This window comes from Pseudomonas sp. PAGU 2196 (assembly GCF_022179005.1).
In the GTDB taxonomy this organism is placed as follows: Bacteria; Pseudomonadota; Gammaproteobacteria; order Pseudomonadales; family Pseudomonadaceae; genus Aquipseudomonas; species Aquipseudomonas kermanshahensis.
The window spans coordinates 64,881-90,233 of the sequence record NZ_BNTL01000016.1; the positions used below are offsets into that span (position 1 = coordinate 64,881).

General features: G+C 64.0%; 19 protein-coding genes. 6 read left to right on the forward strand and 13 right to left on the reverse strand.

What is annotated here, in order from left to right; translation table 11 throughout:
• Positions 1 to 13: 13 nt before the first annotated feature.
• The 4 genes from pheA to mtnA form a co-directional block, all read right to left on the reverse strand.
• Positions 14 to 1,108: a prephenate dehydratase gene (gene pheA / locus MFF34_RS15745; protein WP_027595950.1), complete on the reverse strand. Its 1,095-nt coding sequence runs from the start codon at positions 1,106 to 1,108 to the stop codon at positions 14 to 16.
• On the reverse strand, positions 1,108 to 2,193 hold the full coding sequence (gene serC / locus MFF34_RS15750) for a 3-phosphoserine/phosphohydroxythreonine transaminase (RefSeq protein ID WP_238215161.1): 1,086 nt from the start codon (positions 2,191 to 2,193) through the stop codon (positions 1,108 to 1,110). The genes pheA and serC overlap by 1 nt, the downstream gene beginning before the upstream one ends.
• Before the next feature lie 262 nt (positions 2,194 to 2,455).
• On the reverse strand, positions 2,456 to 5,218 hold the full coding sequence (gyrA, locus tag MFF34_RS15755; RefSeq protein ID WP_027595948.1) for a DNA gyrase subunit A: 2,763 nt from the start codon (positions 5,216 to 5,218) through the stop codon (positions 2,456 to 2,458).
• A 356-nt stretch (positions 5,219 to 5,574) separates the two neighbouring features.
• Positions 5,575 to 6,651, reverse strand: a complete 1,077-nt coding sequence (mtnA, locus tag MFF34_RS15760) for an S-methyl-5-thioribose-1-phosphate isomerase (RefSeq protein ID WP_238215162.1) — start codon at positions 6,649 to 6,651, stop codon at positions 5,575 to 5,577.
• 110 nt (positions 6,652 to 6,761) lie between these two features.
• Between mtnA and ubiG the strand changes: the two genes are divergently transcribed.
• From ubiG to MFF34_RS15775, 3 genes are all read left to right on the forward strand, one after another.
• Positions 6,762 to 7,460, forward strand: coding sequence for a bifunctional 2-polyprenyl-6-hydroxyphenol methylase/3-demethylubiquinol 3-O-methyltransferase UbiG (gene ubiG / locus MFF34_RS15765; RefSeq protein ID WP_027595946.1), 699 nt, complete (start codon positions 6,762 to 6,764; stop codon positions 7,458 to 7,460).
• 2 nt (positions 7,461 to 7,462) lie between these two features.
• The gene (gene mupP, locus MFF34_RS15770; protein ID WP_027595945.1) at positions 7,463 to 8,134 is read left to right on the forward strand and encodes an N-acetylmuramic acid 6-phosphate phosphatase MupP; all 672 of its coding nucleotides are present in this window, start codon (positions 7,463 to 7,465) and stop codon (positions 8,132 to 8,134) included.
• A gap of 148 nt (positions 8,135 to 8,282) precedes the next feature.
• Positions 8,283 to 9,023 carry a YciK family oxidoreductase gene (locus tag MFF34_RS15775; protein ID WP_027595944.1) on the forward strand — a complete coding sequence of 247 codons (741 nt, stop codon included), beginning with the start codon at positions 8,283 to 8,285 and terminating at the stop codon, positions 9,021 to 9,023.
• 125 nt (positions 9,024 to 9,148) lie between these two features.
• Here the strand turns inward: MFF34_RS15775 and MFF34_RS15780 are convergent, their stop codons facing one another.
• The 7 genes from MFF34_RS15780 to MFF34_RS15810 all read right to left on the reverse strand — a co-directional run bounded on the left by MFF34_RS15780 (position 9,149) and on the right by MFF34_RS15810 (position 17,014).
• Complete coding sequence (locus tag MFF34_RS15780) at positions 9,149 to 9,934, reverse strand: TenA family transcriptional regulator (RefSeq protein WP_027595943.1); 786 nt, start codon at positions 9,932 to 9,934, stop codon at positions 9,149 to 9,151.
• Positions 9,935 to 9,996: 62 nt separating this feature from the next.
• Positions 9,997 to 12,453, reverse strand: coding sequence for an EAL domain-containing protein (locus MFF34_RS15785; RefSeq protein WP_238215165.1), 2,457 nt, complete (start codon positions 12,451 to 12,453; stop codon positions 9,997 to 9,999).
• A 131-nt stretch (positions 12,454 to 12,584) separates the two neighbouring features.
• Positions 12,585 to 14,417 carry an ABC transporter ATP-binding protein gene (locus MFF34_RS15790; RefSeq protein WP_027595941.1) on the reverse strand — a complete coding sequence of 611 codons (1,833 nt, stop codon included), beginning with the start codon at positions 14,415 to 14,417 and terminating at the stop codon, positions 12,585 to 12,587.
• Complete coding sequence (locus tag MFF34_RS15795; RefSeq protein WP_099428551.1) at positions 14,410 to 15,042, reverse strand: DsbA family protein; 633 nt, start codon at positions 15,040 to 15,042, stop codon at positions 14,410 to 14,412. Before MFF34_RS15795 ends, MFF34_RS15790 begins: the two co-directional genes overlap by 8 nt.
• Before the next feature lie 3 nt (positions 15,043 to 15,045).
• Positions 15,046 to 15,978, reverse strand: a complete 933-nt coding sequence (locus MFF34_RS15800; protein ID WP_238215166.1) for a rhodanese-related sulfurtransferase — start codon at positions 15,976 to 15,978, stop codon at positions 15,046 to 15,048.
• Between the two features lie 204 nt (positions 15,979 to 16,182).
• On the reverse strand, positions 16,183 to 16,479 hold the full coding sequence (locus MFF34_RS15805) for a BolA family transcriptional regulator (RefSeq protein ID WP_085272798.1): 297 nt from the start codon (positions 16,477 to 16,479) through the stop codon (positions 16,183 to 16,185).
• Positions 16,480 to 16,489: 10 nt separating this feature from the next.
• Positions 16,490 to 17,014, reverse strand: a complete 525-nt coding sequence (locus tag MFF34_RS15810) for a DUF2059 domain-containing protein (RefSeq protein WP_027595937.1) — start codon at positions 17,012 to 17,014, stop codon at positions 16,490 to 16,492.
• Positions 17,015 to 17,168: 154 nt separating this feature from the next.
• Here MFF34_RS15810 and MFF34_RS15815 point away from each other — a divergent pair, with 154 nt between their 5' ends.
• Positions 17,169 to 18,563 carry a class II fumarate hydratase gene (locus MFF34_RS15815; RefSeq protein ID WP_027595936.1) on the forward strand — a complete coding sequence of 465 codons (1,395 nt, stop codon included), beginning with the start codon at positions 17,169 to 17,171 and terminating at the stop codon, positions 18,561 to 18,563.
• 88 nt (positions 18,564 to 18,651) lie between these two features.
• On the opposite strand, the gene MFF34_RS15820 is transcribed toward MFF34_RS15815, so the two are convergent.
• Positions 18,652 to 19,617, reverse strand: coding sequence for a DMT family transporter (locus MFF34_RS15820; protein ID WP_238215169.1), 966 nt, complete (start codon positions 19,615 to 19,617; stop codon positions 18,652 to 18,654).
• 129 nt (positions 19,618 to 19,746) lie between these two features.
• Positions 19,747 to 21,240, reverse strand: a complete 1,494-nt coding sequence (pap, locus tag MFF34_RS15825) for a polyphosphate:AMP phosphotransferase (protein WP_027595934.1) — start codon at positions 21,238 to 21,240, stop codon at positions 19,747 to 19,749.
• A 120-nt stretch (positions 21,241 to 21,360) separates the two neighbouring features.
• Here pap and mnmC point away from each other — a divergent pair, with 120 nt between their 5' ends.
• Together mnmC and MFF34_RS15835 are read left to right on the forward strand one after the other, a co-directional pair.
• Complete coding sequence (gene mnmC, locus MFF34_RS15830; protein WP_238215177.1) at positions 21,361 to 23,328, forward strand: bifunctional tRNA (5-methylaminomethyl-2-thiouridine)(34)-methyltransferase MnmD/FAD-dependent 5-carboxymethylaminomethyl-2-thiouridine(34) oxidoreductase MnmC; 1,968 nt, start codon at positions 21,361 to 21,363, stop codon at positions 23,326 to 23,328.
• 234 nt (positions 23,329 to 23,562) lie between these two features.
• The gene (locus tag MFF34_RS15835; protein WP_099453212.1) at positions 23,563 to 25,350 is read left to right on the forward strand and encodes an N-acetylglutaminylglutamine amidotransferase; all 1,788 of its coding nucleotides are present in this window, start codon (positions 23,563 to 23,565) and stop codon (positions 25,348 to 25,350) included.
• The last annotated feature ends 3 nt before the right edge of the window (positions 25,351 to 25,353 follow it).

Here is a 25,353-nt window from a genome sequence, read left to right on the forward strand (position 1 = left end):
CCGACAAGCTCATTTACAGCACCGCCTTCGGATAAGACCCCAGCACCTTCAGCCCCACAGCCTCTTGGCTGATCGCCTCCAGCACTGCCTTGATCAACGGGTCGCGGTGGTGGCCGACGAAGTCGATGAAGAACACGTACGTCCACTTGCCGCTGCGCGACGGGCGGGTCTCGATGCGGGTCAGGTCGATACCGTTCTCATGGAACGGCACCAGCAGCTCGTGCAAGGCCCCCGGCTTGTTGCTCATCGACACGATGATCGAGGTCTTGTCGTCGCCGGTCGGCGGTACTTCCTGGTTACCGATCATCAGGAAGCGCGTCGAGTTGTCCGGACGGTCTTCGATCTTTTCGGCCAGACGGGTCAGGCCGTACAGGTTCGCCGCCATATCACCGGCGATCGCTGCCGAATTCCACTCACCCTTGACCCGCTTGGCCGCTTCGGCGTTGCTCGAAACTGCCACGCGCTCCACGTTCGGGTAGTGCGCATCCAGCCACTTGCGGCACTGGGCCAGCGACTGGGCGTGGGAGTAGATGCGGGTGATGCTGTCGGTCTTGGTGCTCTCGCCCACCAGCAGGTGGTGGTGGATGCGCAGCTCGACTTCACCGCAGATCACCATGTCGTGCTCAAGGAAGCTGTCCAGGGTGTGGCTGACCGCGCCCTCGGTGGAGTTTTCCACCGGCACCACGCCGAAGTTGACGGCACCGGCCGCCACTTCGCGGAACACTTCGTCGATGGCCGCCATCGGGCGGCTGATCACGGCATGGCCGAAGTGCTTCATCGCCGCTGCCTGGGTGAAGGTACCTTCAGGGCCCAGGTAGGCGATTTTCAGCGGCTCTTCCAGGGCCAGGCAGGACGACATGATTTCGCGGAACAGCCGCGCCATCTCTTCGTTGCCCAGCGGCCCCTTGTTGCGCTCCATGACCCGCTTCAGTACCGCAGCCTCACGCTCGGGGCGGTAGAACACCGGCTTTTCACCTTCGGCGAGCGAGGCGGTCTTGACCCGCGCCACTTCCTGGGCGCAACGGGCGCGCTCGCTGATCAGCTCGAGGATCTTCTCGTCGAGGCTGTCGATGCGCACGCGCAGCGCCTTGAGCTCGTGTTCGGACATCAGCCGTGCTCCTTCTCGAATTCAGCCATGTAGCCAACCAGCGCTTCAACCGCTTCCAGGCCCAGGGCGTTGTAGATCGAGGCACGCATGCCGCCGACCGAGCGATGGCCCTTGAGGTTGAGCAAGCCACGGGCGTCGGCGCCGGCCAGGAAGGCCTTGTCCAGGCGCTCGTCGGCCAGGCGGAACGGCACGTTCATCCACGAACGGGCGTTGACGCTGATCGGGTTGGTGTAGAAGTCGCTGGCGTCGATGAAGCCGTACAGGCGGTCTTTCTTGGCGCGGTTGCGCTGCTCCATGGCCTCGACGCCACCCTGCTCCTTGAGCCACTCGAACACCAGGCCCGAGAGGTACCAGGAATAGGTGGCCGGGGTGTTGTACATCGAGCCGTTGTCGGCTGACACCTTGTAGTCGAGCATGGTCGGGCAGCTGCTGCGAGCGTGACCCAGCAGGTCTTCGCGCACGACCACCACCACCAGGCCGCTCGGGCCGATGTTTTTCTGCGCACCGGCGTAGATCAGGCCGTACTGCGAGACGTCGATCGGGCGAGAGAGGATATCGGACGACATGTCGACCACCAGCGGAACGTCACCGGTCTCTGGCACCCAGTCGAACTGCAGGCCACCGATGGTCTCGTTGGACGCATAGTGCACGTAGGCAGCGTTCTTGGTCAGGTTCCAGTCGTTCTGGCCTGGGATGGCGAGGTAGTCGTAAGGCTTGGCGCTGGCGGCGACATTGATGTTGCCGAAACGGCGCCCTTCCTCGATGGCCTTCTTCGACCAGATACCGGTTTCGACGTAGTCGGCGGTACCGTTTTCCGGCAGCAGGTTCAGCGGGATCTCGGCGAACTGCTGGCTGGCACCGCCCTGCAGGAACAGGACCTTGTAGTTGGAGGGGACGGACAACAGGTCACGCAGGTCCTGCTCGGCCTTCTCGGCGATGGCCACGTAATCGTCGCTGCGATGGCTCATTTCCATCACCGACAAGCCCTTGCCGCGCCAGTCCAGCATTTCGGCCTGGGCGCGCTGCAGGACAGCGTCAGGAAGCGCAGCAGGGCCTGCGCAGAAGTTAAAGGCTCGTTTGCTCACATCCACTCTCGCTCTGCCAAAATAGAACAAATCGTAACTTGCAGGCCCGCACCCCCTACGGGGACAGGCTGGCTGTAATGGGGCTGCTGTGCAGCCCATCGCCGGCAAGCCAGCTCCCACAGGCATATCGAAAAGCTCACGACATGCGCTTCACTTGTGGGAGCCGGCTTGCCGGCGATGGGCCGCATAGCGGCCCCATTGACTGCCTCTAATCAGTCAAACGGGGCGACCTTGGTCGCCCCGCTCGGGTTGTTGCGCTTGCTTACTCTTGCGGTGCCTCTTCGGCGCCCGCGCTGTCGTCATCGACAGCCTCCGGCGCTTCGCCTTGCGCATCCGCCTCGACCAGTTCGTCGAGCTCTTCTTCGGAAGGCTCCTGGATTCGCTCCAGGCCCACCAGCGTTTCGTCAGCCGCCAGCTTGATCAGCGTCACACCCTGGGTGTTACGGCTCAAGCTGGACACTTCGCCAACCCGCGTCCGCACCAAGGTGCCCTGGTCGGAGATGAGCATGATCTCTTCGCCTTCCTGAACCTGGATAGCGCCGATCAACAGACCGTTGCGCCCCTTGGTACCCATGGCGATCACGCCCTGGCCACCACGGCCGCGACGCGGGAACTTGGACAGCGGCGTACGCTTGCCGTAGCCACGCTCGGACGCGGTGAGGATCTGCGCACCGGACTCAGGGATCAGCATCGAAATGATCTGCTGCCCTTTGCCCAGCTTCATGCCGCGCACACCACGGGCGGTACGGCCCATTTCGCGCACCACGCTCTCAGCGAAGCGGATCACCTTGCCGGCGTCGGAGAACATCATGACTTCCTTGGCACCGTCGGTGATGGCCGCGGCAATCAAGGTGTCGCCTTCTTTCAGCTTCAGGGCGATCAGGCCGCTGGTGCGTGGGCGGGCAAACTGGGCCAGCGGGGTCTTCTTGACGGTACCGGAAGCGGTGGCCATGAAGATATAGGCACCGGTCGGCTCAGCAGACCATTCCGGGGTGTCGCCGTCTTCTTCGTCGACTTCCTCGGCCTCTACCAGCTCACCTTCGAGCACGGTGTCATCGGCCTCGTCCAGCTCTTCGTCCAGGTCGGCGCTTTGCTGCAGGGCCTCGAGGTCGATCTGCAGCATCGCAGTGATGCGCTCACCCTCTTCCAGCGGCAGCAGGTTGACCAGCGGACGGCCACGGGCAGCGCGGGACGCTTCAGGGATTTCGTAGGTCTTCTTCCAGTACACCTTGCCCTTGCTGGAGAACAGCAACAGGGTGGCGTGGCTGTTGGCGACCAACAGGTGCTCGATGTAGTCCTCGTCCTTCACGCCGGTCGCCGACTTGCCCTTGCCGCCACGGCGCTGGGCCTGGTAGGCGGACAGTGGCTGGGTCTTGGCATAGCCACCGTGGGAGATGGTCACCACGCGCTCTTCTTCCGGGATCATGTCGCCGTAGTTGAGGTCGTGGCTGGCGTTGAGGATCTCGGTGCGGCGCGCATCGCCGTATTCGGCGCGGATGGCTTCGAGCTCTTCGCGGATCACTTCCATCAGGCGCTCGGCGCTGCTGAGGATGCGGATCAGTTCGCCGATCTGCTCGAGGATTTCCTGATACTCGGCCAGCAGCTTCTCGTGTTCCAGGCCGGTCAGGCGGTGCAGACGCAGGTCAAGAATCGCCTGGGCCTGTTCCGGCGACAGGTAGTACTTGCCCTCGCGCAGGCCGAACTGCTCCGGGAGGTCTTCAGGGCGGCAGGAATCGGCGCCGGCGCGCTCGACCATGACCTGCACGGCGCTGGATTCCCAGGCAGTGGAAATCAACGCTTCCTTGGCTTCCGACGGCGTCGGCGAGGCCTTGATCAAGGCGATGACCGGATCGATGTTGGACAGCGCGACCGCCTGGCCTTCAAGGATGTGGCCACGCTCACGGGCCTTGCGCAGCTCGAACACGGTACGGCGCGTCACCACTTCACGGCGGTGGCGGACGAACGCTTCGAGCAGGTCCTTGAGGTTGAGCAGACGCGGGCGGCCGTCGATCAGGGCCACGACGTTGATGCCAAACACGCTCTGCAGCTGGGTCTGCTGGTAGAGGTTGTTGAGCACCACCTCCGGCACCTCGCCGCGACGCAGCTCGATGACGATGCGCATGCCGTCCTTGTCGGACTCGTCACGCAGCTCGGTAATGCCTTCGATCTTCTTCTCTTTGACCAGCTCGGCGATCTTCTCGATCAGACGCGCCTTGTTCAGCTGGTACGGCAGCTCGGTGACGACGATCTGCTGGCGGCCACCGACCTTGTCGATGTCTTCGACTTCGGAACGGGCACGCATGTAGATGCGGCCACGGCCGGTGCGGTAGGCCTCGATGATGCCCTGGCGGCCGTTGATGATGCCGGCAGTCGGGAAGTCTGGGCCAGGGATGAACTGCATCAGCTCATCGATGGTGACATCCGGGTTGTCGATCAGCGCCAGGCAGCCGTCGATGACCTCGCCGAGGTTGTGCGGCGGGATGTTGGTCGCCATGCCCACGGCGATACCGCTGGAACCGTTGACCAGCAGGTTGGGAATACGGGTCGGCATGACTGCCGGGATCTGCTCGGTGCCGTCGTAGTTGGGCACCCAGTCGACGGTTTCTTTGTGCAGGTCGGCCAGCAGCTCGTGCGCCAGCTTGGCCATGCGCACTTCGGTGTATCGCATGGCCGCGGCGTTGTCGCCGTCGACCGAACCGAAGTTGCCCTGGCCGTCGACCAGCAGGTAACGCAGCGAGAACGGCTGGGCCATACGCACGATGGTGTCGTAGACCGCAGTGTCGCCGTGCGGGTGGTACTTACCGATCACGTCACCGACCACACGGGCGGACTTCTTGTACGGTTTGTTCCAGTCGTTGCCCAGTTCGCTCATCGCAAAGAGAACGCGACGATGCACGGGCTTCAAGCCGTCACGCGCATCGGGCAGCGCTCGCCCGACAATCACGCTCATCGCGTAGTCGAGGTAAGACTGTCTCAGTTCGTCTTCGATATTGACCGGGAGGATTTCTTTGGCCAGTTCGCCCATGAGAAGCCTGATTCCTTTTTCTGGTGAAACTTCGCAGCGCCATCAAGGGCCGAACGAAGCTCGCCGTCGCGACGCGCAGTGCTGCGACGACTTACGACAAATCAATGAGTTGTGCCATGGATCTGCGCAAATTTGGCCGCCGTGATGGGCGGTCTTGGAAACTGCCGGATGTTATCACAAAGGCAGTGCGGGTGGGGAGATGTGGCAGGCCCTGCCACTACAGGTTGTGCAAGGCTCATGTAGGAGCAGCCTTGCGCTGCGAAGAGGCCGGCGCAGACAGCAGAAATAGCCGGCGCCGGTACTGGCCTCTTCGCAGCACAAGGCTGCTCCTACAGAGAAATGTGTAGCCACACCCCTCAGTGCAAACGCTTGCGGCACATCAACTGAGCCAGCTTGGCGGTATCCGGGCGTTCGACGATGCCCTTCTCGGTCACGATCACGTCGATCAGGTCGGCCGGGGTCACGTCGAACACCGGGTTGAACACCTCCACCTGCGGCGCCACGCGGGTGCCGGCGTAATCCAGCAGCTCGTCTGCATCGCGCTCTTCAAGCGGGATGTCCTCGCCAGTGGCCAGGTTCAGGTCGATGCTGGTGCTCGGCGCCACGACCATGAAGCGCACGCCGTGGTGCATGGCACTGACCGCGAGCTGGTAGGTGCCGATCTTGCTGGCCACATCGCCATTGGCCGCGATGCAGTCGGCACCGACCACGACCCAGGTGATGCCCTTGCTCTTCATCAGGTGGGCCAGGGCCGAATCGGCGCACAACGTCACCGGAATGCCCTCGTTGGCCAACTCCCAGGCGGTCAGGCGCGAGCCTTGCAGCCAAGGGCGGGTTTCGCCGGCATACACCCGCTCGACCATGCCCTCCAGGTAACCCGCACGGATCACCCCCAGCGCGGTGCCAAAACCGCCACTGGCCAGGGCGCCGGCATTGCCGTAGGTGAGCAGGGTCTGGGCGTTGCCCTGATGGCGGCGAATCAGTTCAATGCCGTACTGGGCCATGGTCAGGTTGGCTTCACGGTCGCTTTCATGAATCGCTACCGCCTCAGCTTCCAGCGCCGCCAGCACGTCTTCTTCCGGGCGCAAGCGCTGCAGGCGCTCGCGCATGCGGTTCAGCGCCCAGAACAGGTTGGCGGCGGTCGGGCGCGCCTCGGCCAGGCTGAGGAAGTCTTCTTCCAGGTCCTGCTCCCAGTCGCCGCCCTCGGCCAGGCGCTCTTCCAGGGCGAGGACCAGGCCGTAGGCCGCGGCAATGCCGATGGCCGACGCACCGCGCACAGCCATGTCACGGATCGCGTCCACCACCTGCGCGACATTGTCGCAGGCCAGCCAGACCTCCTGCGCGGGCAGCAGGCGCTGGTCGAGCAGATGCAGAACGCCGCCTTGCCAGCGGATCGCGGTCACCTTCTCCGCCGCCAAAAGTCGCTCGCGCATCGCCTCTCCCCGTCGTTCGGATATCAAAAGCCGGCGATTATAGCGACCCTCGGCCTTGAGCGCTCGGGTATACTCCGGCCCAATTTAGCGAAGTTTCAGAGGACTCTTAAATGAGCAACGTCGACCACGCCGAAATTGCCAAGTTCGAAGCCTTGGCCCACCGCTGGTGGGACCGTGAAAGCGAGTTCAAGCCGCTGCATGAAATCAACCCGTTGCGCGTCAACTGGATCGACGAGCGGGTCGGCCTGGCTGGCAAGAAAGTGCTGGACGTGGGCTGCGGCGGCGGCATTCTCAGCGAATCCATGGCCCTGCGTGGCGCCTCGGTAACCGGCATCGACATGGGCGAGGCCCCGCTGGCGGTGGCCCAGTTGCACCAACTGGAGTCCGGCGTCGAGGTTGAATACCGGCAGATCACCGCCGAAGCACTGGCCGAAGAAATGCCTGGGCAGTTCGACGTGGTCACCTGCCTGGAAATGCTCGAGCACGTCCCCGACCCGTCGTCGGTGATTCGCGCCTGCTACCGCATGGTCAAGCCTGGCGGCCAGGTGTTCTTCTCCACCATCAACCGCAACCCCAAGGCCTACCTGCTGGCCATTGTCGGCGCCGAGTACATCCTGAAGATGCTGCCGCGCGGCACCCACGACTTCAAGAAGTTCATCCGCCCGTCCGAGCTGGGCGCCTGGAGCCGTGTTGCCGGCCTTGAAGTCAAGGACATCATCGGCCTGACCTACAACCCGCTGACCAAGCACTACAAGCTTTGCAACGACGTGGACGTCAACTACATGATCCAGACCCTGCGCGAGGAATGAGCATGCGTTTGCGAGCAGTACTCTTCGACATGGACGGCACCCTGCTCGACACGGCGCCGGACTTCATCGCCATCTGCCAGGCCATGCTCGCCGAGCGCGGCTTGCCGGCCGTGGACGACAACCTGATTCGCGGGGTGATTTCCGGCGGTGCCCGTGCCATGGTCGCCACCACCTTCGCCATGGACCCGGAAGCTGAAGGCTTCGAGGCCCTGCGCCTGGAGTTTCTCGAGCGCTACCAGCGCGACTGTGCGGTGCACAGCAAGCTGTTCGACGGCATGGCCGAGCTGCTGGCCGACATCGAGAAAGGCAACCTGCTGTGGGGCGTGGTCACCAACAAACCGGTACGTTTTGCCGAGCCGATCATGCAACGCCTGGGCCTGGCCGAGCGCTCGGCGCTGCTGATCTGCCCGGACCACGTGAAAAACAGCAAGCCCGACCCCGAGCCGCTGATCCTTGCCTGCAAAACCTTGAACCTGGACCCGGCCAGCGTGCTGTTCGTCGGCGACGACCTGCGCGACATCGAGTCTGGCCGCGATGCCGGCACCCGCACCGCGGCGGTGCGCTACGGCTATATTCATCCAGAGGACAACCCGAACAACTGGGGTGCCGACGTGGTGGTGGACCACCCACTGGAACTGCGCAAGGTGATCGACAGCGCGCTGTGCGGCTGCTGATCAAGACCTGAAGTCAGCAGGGCCTGTGGGAGCGGGCTTGCCCCGCGAACGCGGGCGAAGCCCGTGCCATCCTCCGCGCCGCCTGCTTCGCGGGGCAAGCCCGCTCCCACAATGATCGGCGCTGCCCAATGAACAAGGGAAAAATCTGATGTTCGACTACACCGCCCGCCCCGACCTGCTGCAAGGCCGGGTCATCCTGGTCACCGGAGCCGGCCGCGGCATCGGTGCCGCCGCCGCCAAGGCCTACGCCGCGCTCGGTGCCACCGTGCTGCTGCTGGGCAAGACCGAGGCCAACCTCAACGAGGTCTACGACCAGATCGAGGCCGCCGGGCACCCACAACCGGTGGTGATCCCGTTCAACCTGGAAACCGCCCTGCCCCACCAGTACGACGAGCTGGCGGTCATGATCGAAGACCAGTTCGGGCGCCTGGATGGCCTGCTCAACAACGCCTCGATCATCGGCCCGCGCACGCCACTGGAGCAGTTGTCGGGTGACAACTTCATGCGCGTGATGCACATCAACGTCGATGCCACCTTCATGCTCACCAGCACCCTGCTGCCGCTGCTCAAGCTGTCGGAGGACGCCTCGGTGGTGTTCACCTCCAGCAGCGTCGGGCGCAAAGGCCGGGCCTACTGGGGCGCCTACGGGGTGTCGAAGTTCGCCACCGAAGGCCTGATGCAGACCTTGGCCGACGAACTGGAAGGGGTTGCGCCGGTGCGCTCCAACAGCATCAACCCGGGCGCCACGCGCACGGCGATGCGGGCCCAGGCTTACCCGAGCGAGAACCCGCAGAACAACCCGCTGCCTGAAGAGATCATGCCGGTGTACCTGTACCTGATGGGGCCAGACAGCACTGGGGTGAATGGGCAGGCGTTCAACGCCCAGTGATTTTGGGTGGCCTGTACTGGCTCTATCGCCGGCAAGCCGGCTCCCACAGGGGTTTCATTGCCTTCTGGCTTGGTGAAATTCTGTGGGAGCCGGCTTGCCGGCGATAGGGCCAGTACAGGGGACCATCAACCCGCCGCCAACGCCGGCCGCACCCGCCCCTGCTGACGCCCTTCCAGCTGCATGCAGCGCTCCAGGAATAGGTACATGCAGTCGTAACTCTTACAGATCGCCCGGCGCAATTCGGTACGCAAACCCAGCGTCGGGTTCTCCCCCGCCAAGGTACAGATGATTTCCAGCGCCTCCCACGGGTGCGCATCGTCGTACTGCGCATGCATCTTCAGCCACTTCATGGCGCGCTTGCGCTGCTCCTCCGGGAAGCCTTGGGCATAGGTGTCATTAGCGCACACCACCGCCGACCATTCCCCAGTCGCGCCTTCGATGGCGTAGTTGGTCGCTGCCATGGAAATCGCCAGGTTTTCAGTAGCACACACCCGCCAGCACCAGTCATTGAGCCCATTCAACTCGGGCGGCACCTCCTGCGCCTGCAGGTCATGCAGGTGAACGCCATGGGCATGGCACCAGTGCACCCAGTAGTCGGCATGGTTGAGCTCGACGCGGATGTTGCGCATCAACCAGCGCCGCGCCATGTCTTCGCCGGGGTGGCGGCCATAGCGGGTCTTGGTCAGGTTATGGGCCATGTACAGGGAGAACTGCTCGACCACCGGCCAGCCGCCGATCAGGTACTGGCGGATGGTCGAAGGCTTCAACTGGCCATCACGCAGGCGCTGGTAAAACTCATGCTCGACTACCCGGCGCTTGCTTTCGCGGCACTCTTCAATCAGTTGCTGGGCCCATTGAGGGTAACTGGCGGGGTCCATCAATGGCCCGATACGAACGAATGCATCAATCACTTTCAGCTCCTTGTTCCTTGTGATTTTTCGGACGTGTTGTGTCAGCGAAAGCCGCTGTCTAGCTAACGAAACGTGCCAGGTGCCCGCTGCAACAAAGGCCGTGCGGCGATCCGTTGGCGCTGCAGGCTGTCACAGGTGAACACCTGGGGCCGTTCGATCAGGTAGCCCTGGGCGTAATCCACGCCAATTTCCTGCAGGGCCTGTTCGATCAAGGGGGTTTCGACAAACTCGGCAATGGTCCGCTTACCCATGACATGGCCGATGTGGTTGATGACCTCGACCATGGCCCGGTTGACCGGGTCGTCGAGCATGTCCTTGACGAAACTGCCGTCGATCTTGAGGAAATCCACAGGCAAATGCTTCAAATAGGCGAACGACGACATGCCGGCACAGAAGTCGTCGAGCGAGAACCTGCACCCCAGCCCTTTCAGTTCGTTGATGAAACGAATGGCACTGCCGAGGTTGGCAATGGCGCTGGTTTCGGTGATCTCGAAGCAGATCATGCGTGGCGGGATGGCGTACTCGACGAACAAGCGCTGCAAGTACTCGAGGAAGTTGTCGTCGCCGATGCTCGACCCCGACAGGTTGATCGCGCACATGGACAGCGGCCCTTCGCGCCCTTCGTCCAGGCACTGGCGAATCACCTGGAACACATTGCGCACCACCCAGCGGTCAAGGGCGGTCATCAGGCCATAGCGCTCGGCGGCGGGGATGAAGCTGCTGGGCAAGATGGTGCGGCCGCTCTCGTCGTGCAGGCGCAGCAGAATCTCGATATGGCCAGGGCCTTCGATGGTCTTCAGCGCGGCGATTTCCTGGGCGTACAGGCAGAAGCGGTTTTCTTCCAGGGCCACATGCAAACGCTGGATCCAGGCCATCTCGCCAAAGCGCATGGACAGCTCGCTGTCGTCGGCGTGGTACACCTGCACCCGGTTGCGGCCCTTTTCCTTGGCCATGTAGCAGGCCATGTCGGCGGCGCGCAGCGAGGCCTCCAGGGTACCGGGGGCCTGCGCCATGTTCACCAGGCCAATGCTGACGGTGGTGACGAACGGGCGCCCCTTCCACACAAAGTGCAGGCTCTGGACCATCTGGCGCAGTTGCTCGGCAATACGCTCGGCGTGGTCCGGCGGGCAGTTTTCCAGCAGCACGCCAAACTCATCGCCACCCAGCCTGGCTAGCGTGTCCCCTTCGCGCAGCCCCGACTGCAACACGGCGCAGATATGACGCAGCAACTCGTCGCCCGCCGCGTGGCCACAGGTGTCGTTGACCAGCTTGAACTGGTCGAGGTCGAGGAACATCAGTGAATGCCGCCCAGCCTGGCGTGCCAGGCCGTTGAGCGCCTGCTCCAGGCGGTATTCGAACTCGCGGCGGTTGGCCAGGCCGGTCAAGGCGTCATGGGTCGCCTGCCAGGACAGGTTGGCGATGTACTGGCGCTCCTGGGTCATGTCGTGCAGCACCAGCACGATGCCGCTGACCTGCCCATCATTGACGATAGGCGAGCCCACCAGATTGATCGACACGGTGCTGCCGTCCAGGCGCTGGATCAACCGGGCATGCTCGGCGCCGCCCTTCAGGCTGCCGCTGAGCACCTGCTCAACCAGGCTGCGGCCGTCCTCTTCGGCCTGCTCGTCCACCAGGCTGAACAGCGCCGAAAGTGGCAGCCCCTGGGCTTGGCCGGCCTGCCAGTGGGTGAGTTGCTCCGCCGCCGGGTTCATGTAGCCGATATAGCCATCGACGTCGGTGGTGATGACCGCATCGCCAATCGCCTGCAGGGTGATCTGCGCCCGCTCCTTTTCGGCCTGCAGGGCACTGGCGAACGCCTGGCGCTGGGCCAGCAACTTGCTGGAGCGGCGCCAGGCAATGGTAATGAGGAACAAGGCAGTCAGCAGGTTGGTGATCAGCAGCACCTGCAGCAGCATGCGCGAGCCCTCGCCCAGCGCATCGCTGAAGGCCCTGGCGGCCGGCGTCACACCTTCGTTGATGGCGACGATGCGGGCCTTCCAGTCGCTGATCGTGCCGGCATCGACCTGGCCACCAGCAAAGCCTTTGCGCATGTCGCCCGCCAGCACATCCAGCTGGCCCAGGTAGCGGTCGCCGATGTCCCAATAATCGATGGCCGTCTGCATGTAGCTGATGCTGCGGAAGTTGCGATAGAACCAGATGATGCGTTCGACGTCGTTGGGGTGGTTGCCACCCTGCAACACGGCATCGCGCGCGGCGTTTAGGTCCGGATTGGGCTGGTCGAGCACTTCACGCAACTGGTGATCGCCGTGGGGCACGGTGATGGCCTGGCGATAGCGCTGGTACGTGCCTTCGTCGCGGTTGTCGGCGTACAGGTTGAGGTAGTAGATGGCATCTTTCTGAGCCTTGGACCACAAGCTCTCGCCCGCGACATAGGCGCGTACCGCCGATAGCGTATAGAGGCTGAGACCGCCCAACGCCGCCTGGAAGATCACGACGGCGATGAAGGGCCAGATGATACCCAGCAGCTTCGGCGCTTCTAGAGTGCGATGTCCCTTCATGGAGTCCCTGTCACAGAGCAGATAAGGCTCGAATCAACCCAGACAAGCACAGCGTAGGCCATTTGCCATCTGCGTGGAGGGGTTTTTTATGACAAGGAATCGAGCGATTCGCACCGCCCGTAACAAGAGGCTCAGGTCTGCTGCAGATGCCCGTACAGCTTGGCGTACAAACCACCCTCGGCAATCAACTGCTGATGGTCGCCATCTTCGGCCACATGCCCGCCATCAAACACTAACACCCGATCGGCCTGTTTCACGGCCGACAGGCGGTGGGCGATGATCAGCGTGGTGCGGCCGCTGAGGAAGCGCGCCAGGGCCTGATGCAGGTTGTACTCGGTGGCGGCATCCAGCGCCGACGTGGCTTCATCGAGAATCACCACCTTGGGTTCGGCCAAGACCATGCGGGCAATCGCCAGCCGTTGCCGCTGCCCCCCGGACAGGCGCACGCCGGAGCGCCCCACCACGCTGTCCAGGCCTTGCGGCAAGGCGGCGATGGTGGCGTCCAGCTGGGCAATGCGCAGCGCCTGCCAGCAGGCTTCGTCGCTGCACTCGCGGCCCATGGTCAGGTTGGCGCGCACGCTGTCGTTGAACAACGAAGGGTGCTGCAGCACCACCGCGACGTTTTCACGAAGGGTTTCCAGGCCGATTTCCTGCAGGCTGGCACCGCCAAAGCGGATGGTCCCCGCCTGGGCGCTGTACAGGCCAAGCAGCAGCTGCACCAAGGTGCTCTTGCCGCCACCGCTGGCCCCCACGATAGCCACCTTCTCGCCCGGGGCGATGGACAGGTCGAGGTGCTCGAGCACCGGCTCGTCGGCATAGGCGAAGCGCAGGTCGCGCACCTCGATGCCCACTGTTTCGCGGCCCACGAACGGGTCACTGGCCGCGGGGTACTGCGGCTCGTCGGCACGCGCTAGCAGCTCGTTGAGCCGGCTCAGGGCGCCACCGGCGGCGTAGTAGGCGTACTGCAGGTTGAGCAGTTGCTCCACCGGGCCGATCATGAACCACAGGTAGCTGAACACCGCCAGCATCTGACCGATCGACAGGTCGGAAAACAGCACAGTGAGCATCGCCGCGGCGCGGAAGATGTCGATGCCGAACTGGAACAACAAACCACTGGCGCGGCCGCTGGCATCGCTCTTCCATTGCGAGTCCACGGCGTAGTCACGCACTTCCCGGGCGCGCACGCCCAGGCGCCCCAGGAAATAGCCCTGGCGGTTGCCGGCGCGGATCTCCTGGATGGCGTCGAGGGTTTCCGACAGCGCCTGGGTAAAGCGCGCGGTGCTGTCGTTTTCGAGCTTTTTCAGGTGTTTGACGCGCTTGCCCAACTGCACGGTGAAGTAGATCACCAGCGGGTTGAACAGCAAAATCAGCAACGCCAGTTGCCAGTGCATCCAGATCAGGATGGCCGCCGTGCCGGTCAGGGTCAGCATGGCGACCAGGAAACGGCTGAGGGTCTCGCCGACGAATTTGTCGAGGGTGTCCAGGTCGGTGACCAGGTGAGTGGTCACCGTGCCGCTGCCCAGGCTTTCGTATTCCTTGAGGGAAATCCGCTTGAGCCGTTCGATCAGCCGAATACGCAGGCGGTAGACGATGTCCTTGGCCAGCCCGGCAAACAGCTTGGCCTGCACCACGTTGAAGGCCAGGGCGGCCAGGCGCAGGCACAACGTCAGCGCCAGCATCAGGCCGATATAGCCGGCCGCGACCTGCCAGTTGGCCGGCAGCAGGTGGTTCATCCACTTCAGCGCGGCGTCGCCGTGGCCCAACAGCACTTCATCCACCAGCAGCGGCAGCAGCAAGGGGATCGGCACGCTGCAGCACGCCGCGAGCACGGCGATCAGGTTGGCGGACCAGAGGTTTTTCTTGTGGTGCAGTGCCAGGCGGCGGATTTCCGCCCAGCTCAGTCGATCGGCCGCACTGTGGGGTTTCCCTGGCACAGGGTCGGGCGACCCGGGCACATCAAGCACAGGCAGCCTGCTGCAGCCAGCGGCCGAGCAAGGGTTGCAGGCGCTCCAGCGGCTGGTAGCCGTTGGTCAGCAGCGCCAGCTGGCCGTTGCGCTCGGCCAGCAGGGTGGGGAAACCGGCGATGCCCAAGTCTTGCGCCCACGCAATATCGGCTGCGGTGGCCACGCGCGTGTCGGCGCGGGCAAAGGCCTCGGCAAACACCGCACGGTCGAAGCCCGCCTGTTCGGCCAGCTCAACCAGGTGCGGCGCGGTAGTAACGTCGACGCCGGCCTCGTAGAACGCGCGCTGGATCAACGCCAGCAGTGGCCAGACGCGCTCGGCGTCCAGCTCACGGGCGGTGACTAGGGCGCGGCAGGCAGGTTCGGTGTCGTAGACAAAACCGTCAGGCATGGCGCCCTCGAAACGAAACGGCTGGCCGGTGGCGTCGGCCACCGCCTGCCAATGCTCGAGGATGTACTTGCGGGTGGACGCATCCAGGGCGCTGCCGCCGGTGCGCAGGCCGCCTGGTACCAGGTGGGTTGGCACGCCGGCTTCACGCGCCTGGGCGATCAGGGCCGCGGCCACCGGCGCAAAACCCCAGCACCAGGAGCACATAGGGTCCATCACATACAGCAGGCGTGCAGACATGCATCAGGCCTCGGCTTTGTAGTTGTAACCGATCGGGTGCGGCAGGTTGCGGGCCTTGGCCAGCTCGATCTGCTTCTGCCGGTCGATGGCGCTGCGGCGAGTTTTTTCGCTCAGGCTGTCCCAGCAGTGCGGGCAGCTGACACCTGGCGAATAGTGCTCGGACGCTCGCTCCTCTGCGTTGATCGGGTGGCGGCAGGCATGGCACTGGTCGTACTCGCCTTCGCTCAGGTCATGGCGCACCGTGACGCGGTTGTCGAAGACGAAGCAGTCGCCGTCCCACAGGCTTTCTTCCTGAGGCACTTCTTCGAAGTACTTCAGGACGCCACCTTTAAGATGATAGACCGCCTCGAAGCCTTCACCGAGCATGTAGCTGGAGGCTTTTTCGCAACGGATACCGCCGGTGCAGAACATCGCCACTTTCTTGTGCTTGCTCGGGTCGAAGTTGGCCTTGATGTACTCGGGGAACTCGCGGAAGGTCTCGGTCTTGGGGTCGACGGCGCCCTTGAACGTGCCGATGGCCACTTCGTAGTCGTTGCGGGTATCGATCAGCAGCACTTCAGGGTCGCTGATCAGGGCGTTCCAGTCCTTGGGCTCGACGTAGGTGCCCACCTGCTGGTTGGGGTCCACGCCCGGCACACCGAGGGTGACGATCTCTTTCTTCAGCTTGACCTTGGTGCGGTAGAACGGCTGTTCGTCGCAGTAGGATTCCTTGTGGTCGACATCCACCAGGCGCGGGTCGTTGCGCAGCCAGGCCAGCAGGCCGTCGATGCCTTCGCGGGTGGCCGACACGGTGCCGTTGATACCTTCGTTGGCCAGCAGCAGGGTGCCTTTGACGTCATTGTCGAGCATGGCCTTGAGCAGCGGCTCGCGTAGCTCGACGTAGTCTTGCAGGGTGACGAATTTGTACAGCGCCGCGACGACGATCGGTTGTGACATGAACGTGAATCTCCAGGTGGTTGCCCTCGTAAGGGGCGGACCGGGTTGTTAAAAAAGCAGGGGGGCGCTTTGCGCCCCTTTCGCGACACAAGGCCGCTCCTACAGAGGGAACGCATAACCCCTGTAGGAGCGGCCTTGTGTCGCGAAAGGGCCGCAAAGCGGCCCCCCGGATGTTGCAGATTCTACCAGAACGGCAAAAAGGATTCAGTGCCCGCCGCCCGCACACACCGGCGAGGCCGGTGCGACCCCGACCTTGGCCCACTCTTCAGCGGTGTAGGTGTGGATCGCGAGGGCGTGGATCTGGCCCATCAGCTCGCCCATGGTGGCGTAGACCTTCTGGTGACGCTTGACGCTGTTCAGCCCGGCAAACTGCTCGCTGACGATCACTGCCTTGTAGTGGGTCTCCTGACCACGACTGTGCATGTGACTTTCATTGAGCACTTCCAGGTGTTGCGGCGCCAGCGCGGCCAGTTGTTGCTCGATGCGGTGCTGCATGCTCATCACGCGTTACTCACTTCTTGGCGGGGGCGGCGGCCTTGCCAGCGTTCGGGTCAAGCTCTTTGGTCATGTCTTCGAGCAGTTTGTTGACCACCGGTACCGCAGGCTCCAGGCTCTGCTGGGTCAGCTGGGCCGACTGCTGGGTAACCTTGGGCATCTCGCGCAGGACTTTCTTGCCCAGCGGCGACTCGTAGAACTTGACCAGGTCCTTGAGCTCAGCCTCGGTGAAGGTGGCGGTGTACAGGTCGACCATTTTCGGCTTCAGCTTGTTCCAGCCGATGGCGCTGTCCAGGGCGGCGTTAGCCTTGGCCTGGTAGCTTTGCAGCACTGGCTGCTTGGACGCAGGCGCCTTGGTTTGGGCGAAGCGCTGGGCGAACATTTGTTGGACCTGCATATAGACCGGGGTGCCCAGCTTGTCGGCGTTGGCCAGGGTCAGGAATTTCTCGGCGGCAGCGTTGTGACTGGCGGTGGCAGCGAGTACCTGGCCGCTGGCACAGGCCAGGGCGACGGCGGCACAAAGGACACGGAGACGGGTCATTGCATTTCCTTCAAGAGAGGGAGGCGGGTACCTCAGAGTAGAGCATTCTGCGCTGTGGTGGCGATGTGCTCAAGTGGGCACGACGAGCGATGGAACCGCTCTGTCGAATCAGGGCCTAAACTGCGATTTCGAACCACAAAGGAGTGAGCGCAGAATGAGCCGTATCGAGACAGACAGCCTGGGCCCGGTCGAAGTTCCTGAGGGCGCCTACTGGGGTGCGCAGACCCAGCGGTCGCTGATCAACTTCGCCATAGGCAAGGAACGCATGCCGCTCGCGGTGCTGCACGCCCTGGCGCTGATCAAGAAAGCCGCGGCACGGGTCAACAACCGCAACGGCGACCTGCCGGCCGATATCGCCCGGCTGATCGAGCAGGCCGCCGACGAAGTGCTCGACGGCCAGCATGACGATCAGTTCCCGCTGGTGGTCTGGCAAACCGGCAGCGGCACCCAGAGCAACATGAACGTCAACGAAGTCATCGCCGGGCGCGCCAACGAACTGGCCGGCAAGGGCCGTGGCGGCAAGACGCCCGTGCACCCCAACGACCACGTCAATCGCTCGCAGAGCTCCAACGACTGCTTCCCCACCGCCATGCACATTGCCGCGGCCCAGGCGGTGCATGAAAAACTGCTGCCGGCGATCGCCGAGTTGTCCTCGGGGCTGGCCGAACTGTCGGCGCGCCACCTCAAACTGGTCAAGACCGGCCGTACGCACATGATGGACGCCACGCCGATCACCTTCGGCCAGGAGGTCTCGGCCTTCGTTGCCCAGCTCGATTACGCCCAGCGCGCCATTCGCGCCACCCTGCCCCCAGTCTGCGAACTTGCCCAGGGCGGCACGGCCGTCGGTACCGGCCTGAACGCGCCACACGGCTTTGCCGAAGCCATCGCGGCCGAGCTGGCGGCCCTTTCCGGCTTGCCATTCGTCACTGCGCCCAACAAGTTCGCCGCCCTTGCCGGCCATGAACCGCTGACCAGCCTGGCGGGGGCGCTGAAGACCCTGGCCGTGGCCTTGATGAAAATCGCCAACGACCTGCGCCTGCTTGGCTCCGGCCCCCGCACAGGACTGGCGGAAGTGCGCCTGCCGGCCAACGAGCCGGGCAGCTCGATCATGCCCGGCAAGGTCAACCCAACCCAATGCGAGGCGCTGTCCATGCTGGCCTGCCAGGTGCTGGGCAACGACGCGGCGATCGGTTTTGCCGCCAGCCAAGGCCACTTGCAGTTGAACGTGTTCAAACCGGTGATCATCCACAACCTGCTGCAGTCGGTCGAACTGCTGGCTGATGGCTGCCGCAACTTCCAGCAGCACTGCGTGGCCGGGATCGAGCCGGATGCCGAGCAGATGGCGGCGCACCTGGAGCAAGGGTTGATGCTGGTAACGGCATTGAACCCGCATATTGGCTATGACAAGGCGGCGGAGATTGCCAAGAAGGCGTATGCCGAAGGGACGACCTTGCGTGAGGCGGCGTTGGCGTTGAAGTACCTGACCAATGAACAGTTCGATCAGTGGGTCAGGCCGGAGAACATGCTGGCGCCGGGCGGTAAAGGCTGACCCGATCCCCCCTCCCCTGTAGGAGCAGCCTTGTGCTGCTCCTACACCAGCGCAAGGCTGCTGCTACAAGGGCAGTGGTTAGCGCATGCTATTGATGGACCTGCGCCAACCGCGCCTTTCTGGCGCGCCAACCGGCAACCAACGAAGGCCCCAGCGCCACCAGCGCCGATCCCAGCACCACCGTCACCGCCCCCAGATACCCCAGGGCATTGATGTCCTCGGCATGCACATAGTCGGGCCACACCCAGGCCGCCAGCGCCACCGCCACAAAGGTCACCAACGGCGTCAACGCCAGCGTAGCGCTCACCCTTGAGGCCTCCCAGTGCGCCAGTGCCTCGGCAAAGGCGCCATACGCCACCAGGGTATTCAGGCAGCAGGCCAAAAGCAGCCAGCCTTGCAGCGGCGTCAGTTGCAACGCTTCCAGTGGGTGTACCCACGGCGTGAGCAGCGCGGCGCAGCTCAGGTAGATCACCATCATCACCTGCTGCGAATGCCATGCCGTCAGCAACTGCTTCTGGCTCAAGGCGTAGAACACCCAGATGCTGGTCGCCAGCAAAATGGTCAGCACGCCAGTGGTGTAGGTGCCGAGTGAGGTCAGCAGCTCTTCCAGGCGCTGGTTGAAGAACAGCCCGAAACCGCCGATCAACACCACCAGGCCCAGCCCCTGCCCCAGGCTGAAGCGCTCCTTGAACACGAACACGCTGGCCACCAGCAACAGCACCGGGCCTACCTGCACCACCAGTTGCGCGGTGCCTGGGCTAAGCAGCTTGAGGCCGATCAGGTAGAGCACGTAGTTGCCCATCAGGCCAAGCACGGCCACGGCCACCAACCCCTTGCCCTTGGGCCCGAGCTTACCGAACGAGGGCAACTGGCGCTTGGCCCCCAGCCAGGCGAACAACAGCCCGCCAGACACCAACAGGCGGTACCAGGTGACGGTGACCGGGTCCATCACCTGCAGCACCTGCTTGAGCTTGATCGGCAGGATGCCCCACAGCAGCGCGGTCAGAAGTGCCAACAGCAGGCCATAGACCCAGCGTCCGGAAGTGGTGTGCATAAAGCCCTCGATCAAGCCCGTGGTGGGGGTGCTTGGATTCTACGGGCTTGGCGGCTGGCGCGGGGCTAAGTGCCGGGAAAAGAATTCATCAGGTCATTCCCCAGCGGCATGACTGCCTGGCACAGGTGGCTATTTCTTGTCCTTGGCAAACGCCGCTTCCAGCGCCTCGTTGATGGTGCGCAATACCTTCACCCGGGCCCAGCGCTTGTCATTGGCCTCGACCAGTGTCCATGGCGCGATCTCGCTGCTGGTGCGGTCGACCATGTCGCCCACGGCCTCGGTATACAGGTCCCACTTTTCGCGGTTGCGCCAGTCGTCCTCGGTGATTTTGTAGCGTTTGAAGGGGATCTGCTCACGCTCTTCGAAACGCTCCAGCTGGGTCTGCTGGTCGATCGCCAACCAGAACTTGACCACCACCACACCGGCATTCACCAACTGCTCTTCAAAATCGTTGATCTCGCTGTAGGCACGCATCCAGTCGGCCGGGCTGCAGAACCCCTCGACCCGCTCCACCAGCACCCGCCCATACCAGGAGCGGTCGAAGATAGTGAACTTGCCCCGCGCCGGAATATGCCGCCAGAAACGCCACAGGTACGGTTGCGCGCGTTCGTCTTCGCTGGGCGCGGCAATCGGCACGATGCGGTACTGGCGTGGGTCCAGCGCCGCCGCCACGCGGCGGATCGCGCCGCCCTTGCCTGCCGCGTCGTTGCCTTCGAACACCGCCACCAGGGCATGCCGGCGCATGTGCTTGTGGCGCAGCAGGCCGGCCAGGCGTGCCTGCTCGGTGACCAGTTGTTCCTGGTAATCCTGCTTGTCCAGGCGCAGGGTCATGTCCAGGGCACCGATCAAGCTGCGCTGGTCAATGCTGCGACCCAACGGCGCCACGTTGCCCTGGTGCTTGCCCTTGGGGTTGTTGGCGAGGGCGGCTTGCAGGCCGTCCAGCAGAATGCGCCCCACCGCCAGGCTGCGGTAGTAAGGGTCGACCCCCTCGACCACGTGCCAGGGCGCGTAGTCACGGCTGGTACGGCGCAGCACCCGCTCGCCAAAGCGCACGAAACGATCGTAGGTCTCGGACTGCTGCCAGTCCAGCGGGCTGATGCGCCAACTGTGCAGCGGGTCATCCTTGAGCGCCTTGAGGCGGGCTTTCATCTGCTTCTTGGACAGGTGGAACCAGAACTTGATGATCAGCGCGCCTTCGTCGCACAGCATCTGCTCCAGGCGTTCGGCACCGGTGATGGCCTGATCGAGCACCGCGTCCTTGAACACCCCATGCACACGGCCCTGCAGCATCTGGCTGTACCAGTTGCCAAAAAACACGCCCATCCGCCCTTTCGGCGGCAAGGCCCGCCAATAGCGCCAAGCCGGTGGCCGGGCGAGTTCTTCGTCGGTCTGCTGGTCGAAGGTGAGCACATCGATCATGCGCGGGTCCATCCACTCATTGAGCAGCTTGACCGTCTCGCCCTTGCCAGCGCCTTCGATGCCATTGATCAGCACGATCACCGGGAAGCGCGCCTGCTGCTTGAGCTCGTACTGGGCTTCGAGCAGCGCCTCGCGCAGGGCGGGCACTTCGGCGTCGTAGGTCTCCTTGTCGATGCTGTGACCGATTTCAGCGGATTCGAACATGCAGTGGCTCCTTCATTGGATAACCAAGACTAGCGGATTTGTGCTGAGGCTGTGTTCGTGTAACCAGCGTAAAAACCGCAGATGGCATAAAATCCCGCATCCGCTGCAACCGAGCCCACCATGTCCACCCTCCTCCAACATGCCCAGATCGACTGGGACGACCAGGGCCGCCCCCATTCGCGGCAGTACGACGACGTGTACTTCGCCGTCAACGAAGGCATCGAAGAAACCAAACACGTCTTCCTCGGCCAGACGCGCCTGGCCGAGCGCTTCGCCGACCTAGCCCCGCACACCTGCCTGGTGATCGGCGAAACCGGTTTCGGCACCGGCATGAATTTTTTCTGCGCCTGGCAGTTATTCGACCAGCACGCCCACGCCGACGCCCGTCTGCATTTCGTCAGTGTCGAAAAATACCCGCTCGGCCACGACGACATGGCCCGGGCGGTGCGCCTGTGGCCAGAGCTGGCGGCCTATACCGAGCCACTGCTTGAGCAGTACGTGGCTGTGCACCCAGGGTTTCAGCAGTTCACCTTCGCCAACGGACGGGTGACCCTGACCCTGCTGATTGGCGATGTGCTCGAGCAGTTGCCACAGCTTGATGCACGCATCGACGTGTGGTTCCTCGACGGCTTCGCCCCGGCCAAGAACCCCGACATGTGGACCCCAGAGCTGTTCGCGCAACTGGCGCAGCTGTCACACCCAGGCACCGTGCTGGGCACGTTCACCACCACCGGCTGGGTGCGGCGCAGCCTGGTCGAGGCCGGCTTCGCCATGAAGAAGGTGCCGGGCATTGGCAAAAAGTGGGAGGTGATGAGCGGTGCCTACACCGGGCCGACCGCCCTACGTAAGCAGCTGCCCTGGTATGGCCGCCCGCGCAGTGCTGGGGTGCCACGCGAGGCCTTGGTGATCGGCGCCGGGCTGGCGGGCAGTGCCAGTGCCGCGAGCCTGGCCAGGCGTGGCTGGCAGGTCACGGTACTGGAGCGCCATGCGGCGCCTGCTCAGGAAGCCTCCGGTAACCCACAAGGGGTGCTGTACCTCAAGCTGTCTGCCCATGGTACGGCCCTTTCACAGATGATCCTGGCCGGCTTCGGCTACACCCGGCGCCAGCTAGCGCACTTGCAGCGTGGCCGCGACTGGGATGCTTGCGGGGTGCTGCAGTTGGCGTTCGACAGCAAGGAGGCAGAACGCCAGGGCAAACTGGCCGAGGCGTTCGACCACGACCTGCTGCACGCACTTGACCGTGACCAGGCCGAAGCCGTTGCCGGGGTGGCATTGCCCGCAGGCGGCCTGTTCTATCCGGAAGGCGGCTGGGTACACCCGCCGGCCTTGTGCCAGGCGCAGTTGCAACACCCCAGGATCCAGCTTCGAGTGCACCATGAGGTGATCGAACTGCGCAAGGTCGATCACCTGTGGCAGGCCTGGGACGGCGAACGCTTGCTGGCCAGCGCGCCGCTGGTGGTGTTGGCCGGTGCTGCCGACGTGCGGCATTTCGCGCCCTGCGCACAACTGCCGCTCAAGCGCATCCGCGGGCAGATCACCCGCCTGCCGGCTACCGACAGCAGCCGCGCACTGCGTACGGTGGTGTGTGCGGACGGCTATGTGGCGCCGCCGCGCGAGGGCGAACACACCCTGGGCGCCAGCTTCGACTTCCACAGTGACGACCTGGCGCCGACCGTTGCCGAGCACAAGGGCAACCTGGCGCTGCTGGACGATATTTCCGTGGACCTGGCCCAGCGCTTGGACACCGCTGCACTCGACCCTGAGCAGTTGCAGGGCCGGGCGGCGTTTCGCTGCACCAGCCCGGATTACCTGCCAATCGTCGGGCCCATGGCCGACCCGCAGGCGTTTGCCGAAGCCTTCGCCGTGCTGGGCAAGGACGCGCGGCAGGTGCCAGAGGTGGAGTGCCCTTGGCTCGATGGGCTGTATGTGAACAGCGGGCATGGGTCACGGGGGTTGATCACGGCCCCGCTGTCGGGCGAATTGATTGCGGCCTGGGTGTGCGGGGAGCCGTTGCCGGTGCCACGGGCGGTGGCTGAGGCGTGCCATCCGAACCGGTTTGCCTTGCGCAGGTTGGTTCGGGGTAAGTGATAGGGCTGGGGTGTATGGCTGGGGTGTATGGCTGGGGATAGGCTGCGCCGGTGAGATCGAGCGCCGCGCGGGCGGCGCTCGATCTCACAGCCGCAACAAATGCCAAACCAACCCCCCATCAACCCGACCCATATAACAGATCGTTCTAAAACTCCTGCAAACCTCACCGGTCAGTTCCTTACGGCGCCCTGATTCTGGGCACCGCCTCCCCAACGGAAAAACCGGTAAGGACTTATGTGCGGATTAGCAGGAGAGTTACGTTTCACCCCCCTCGACCAAGCCCCTCGCCCGGCCGACCTGGCCGCGGTGGAGCGCATCACCCACCATCTGGCGCCTCGCGGCCCGGACGCTTGGGGCTTCCATAGCCAGGGCCCGATCGCCCTCGGCCACCGCCGGCTGAAAATCATGGACTTGTCCGACGGTTCGGCTCAGCCGATGGTCGACAACACCCTCGGCCTGTCGCTGGCCTTCAACGGCGCCATCTACAACTTCCCCGAACTGCGCCAGGAGCTGCAAGACCTGGGCTACACGTTCTGGTCCGATGGCGACACCGAAGTGCTGCTCAAGGGCTACCACGCCTGGGGCGCGGCCTTGCTGCCCAAGCTCAATGGCATGTTTGCCCTGGCCATCTGGGAGCGCGACAACCAGCGCCTGTTCCTGGCCCGCGACCGCCTTGGCGTCAAACCGCTGTACCTGTCGCGCAACGGGGAGCGCCTGCGCTTTGCCTCGACCCTGCCTGCCCTGCTCAAGGGCGGCGACATCGACCCGATGATCGACCCGGTAGCGCTCAACCACTACCTGAACTTCCACGCCGTGGTGCCCGCGCCGCGCACACTGCTGGCCAACGTGCAAAAACTTGAGCCCGGCACCTGGATGCGCGTCGACCGCCACGGCGAAATCGAACGCCAGACCTGGTGGCAGTTGCAGTACGGCGCCCACCCCGACGAGCGTGAACTGGACCTCGAAGGCTGGACCACCCGGGTGCTCGACGCCACCCGCGATGCCGTGGCGATCCGCCAGCGTGCCGCGGTGGACGTTGGCGTGCTGTTGTCTGGCGGGGTCGATTCCAGCTTGCTGGTCGGCCTGCTGCGTGAAGCCGGTGTGGACGACCTGTCGACCTTCTCCATCGGCTTCGAAGATGCCGGCGGCGAACGCGGTAACGAGTTCGAGTACTCCGACCTGATCGCCCGCCACTACGGCACCCGCCACCACCAGTTGCGCATCGCCGAACATGAAATCATCGACCAGCTCCCGGCCGCGTTCCGCGCCATGAGCGAACCGATGGTCAGCCATGACTGCATTGCCTTCTACCTGCTGTCGCGGGAAGTGGCCAAGCACTGCAAAGGCGTGCAAAGCGGCCAAGGTGCCGACGAACTGTTCGCTGGCTACCACTGGTACCCACAGGTGGATGGCGCCGAGGATGCCTTTGGCGCCTACCGCGACGCGTTCTTCGACCGCAGCCACGCCGAGTACCGTGACACCGTGCAAGCCCCTTGGCTGCTGGAAAGCGATGCCGCCGGCGACTTTGTCCGCGAGCACTTCGCCCGCCCTGGCGCCAGCGACCCGGTCGACAAGGCCTTGCGCCTGGACAGCACGGTGATGCTGGTCGACGACCCGGTCAAGCGGGTCGACAACATGACCATGGCCTGGGGCCTGGAAGCGCGTACGCCGTTCCTCGATTACCGCCTGGTGGAACTGTCGGCACGCATCCCAGCACGCTTCAAGCTGCCCGATGGCGGCAAACAGGTGCTCAAGCAGGCCGCCCGACGGGTCATCCCGCATGAGGTCATCGACCGCAAGAAGGGCTACTTCCCGGTCCCAGGCCTGAAGCACCTGGAAGGCGCGACGCTGGGCTGGGTGCGCGAACTGCTGACCGACCCCAGCCAAGACCGAGGGCTGTTCAACCCGGCCATGCTCGACCGCTTGCTGAGCAACCCGCACGGCCAGTTGACGCCGCTGCGAGGCTCCAAGCTGTGGCAGCTGGCGGCGCTCAACCTGTGGCTGAGCGAACAAGGAATCTGACCG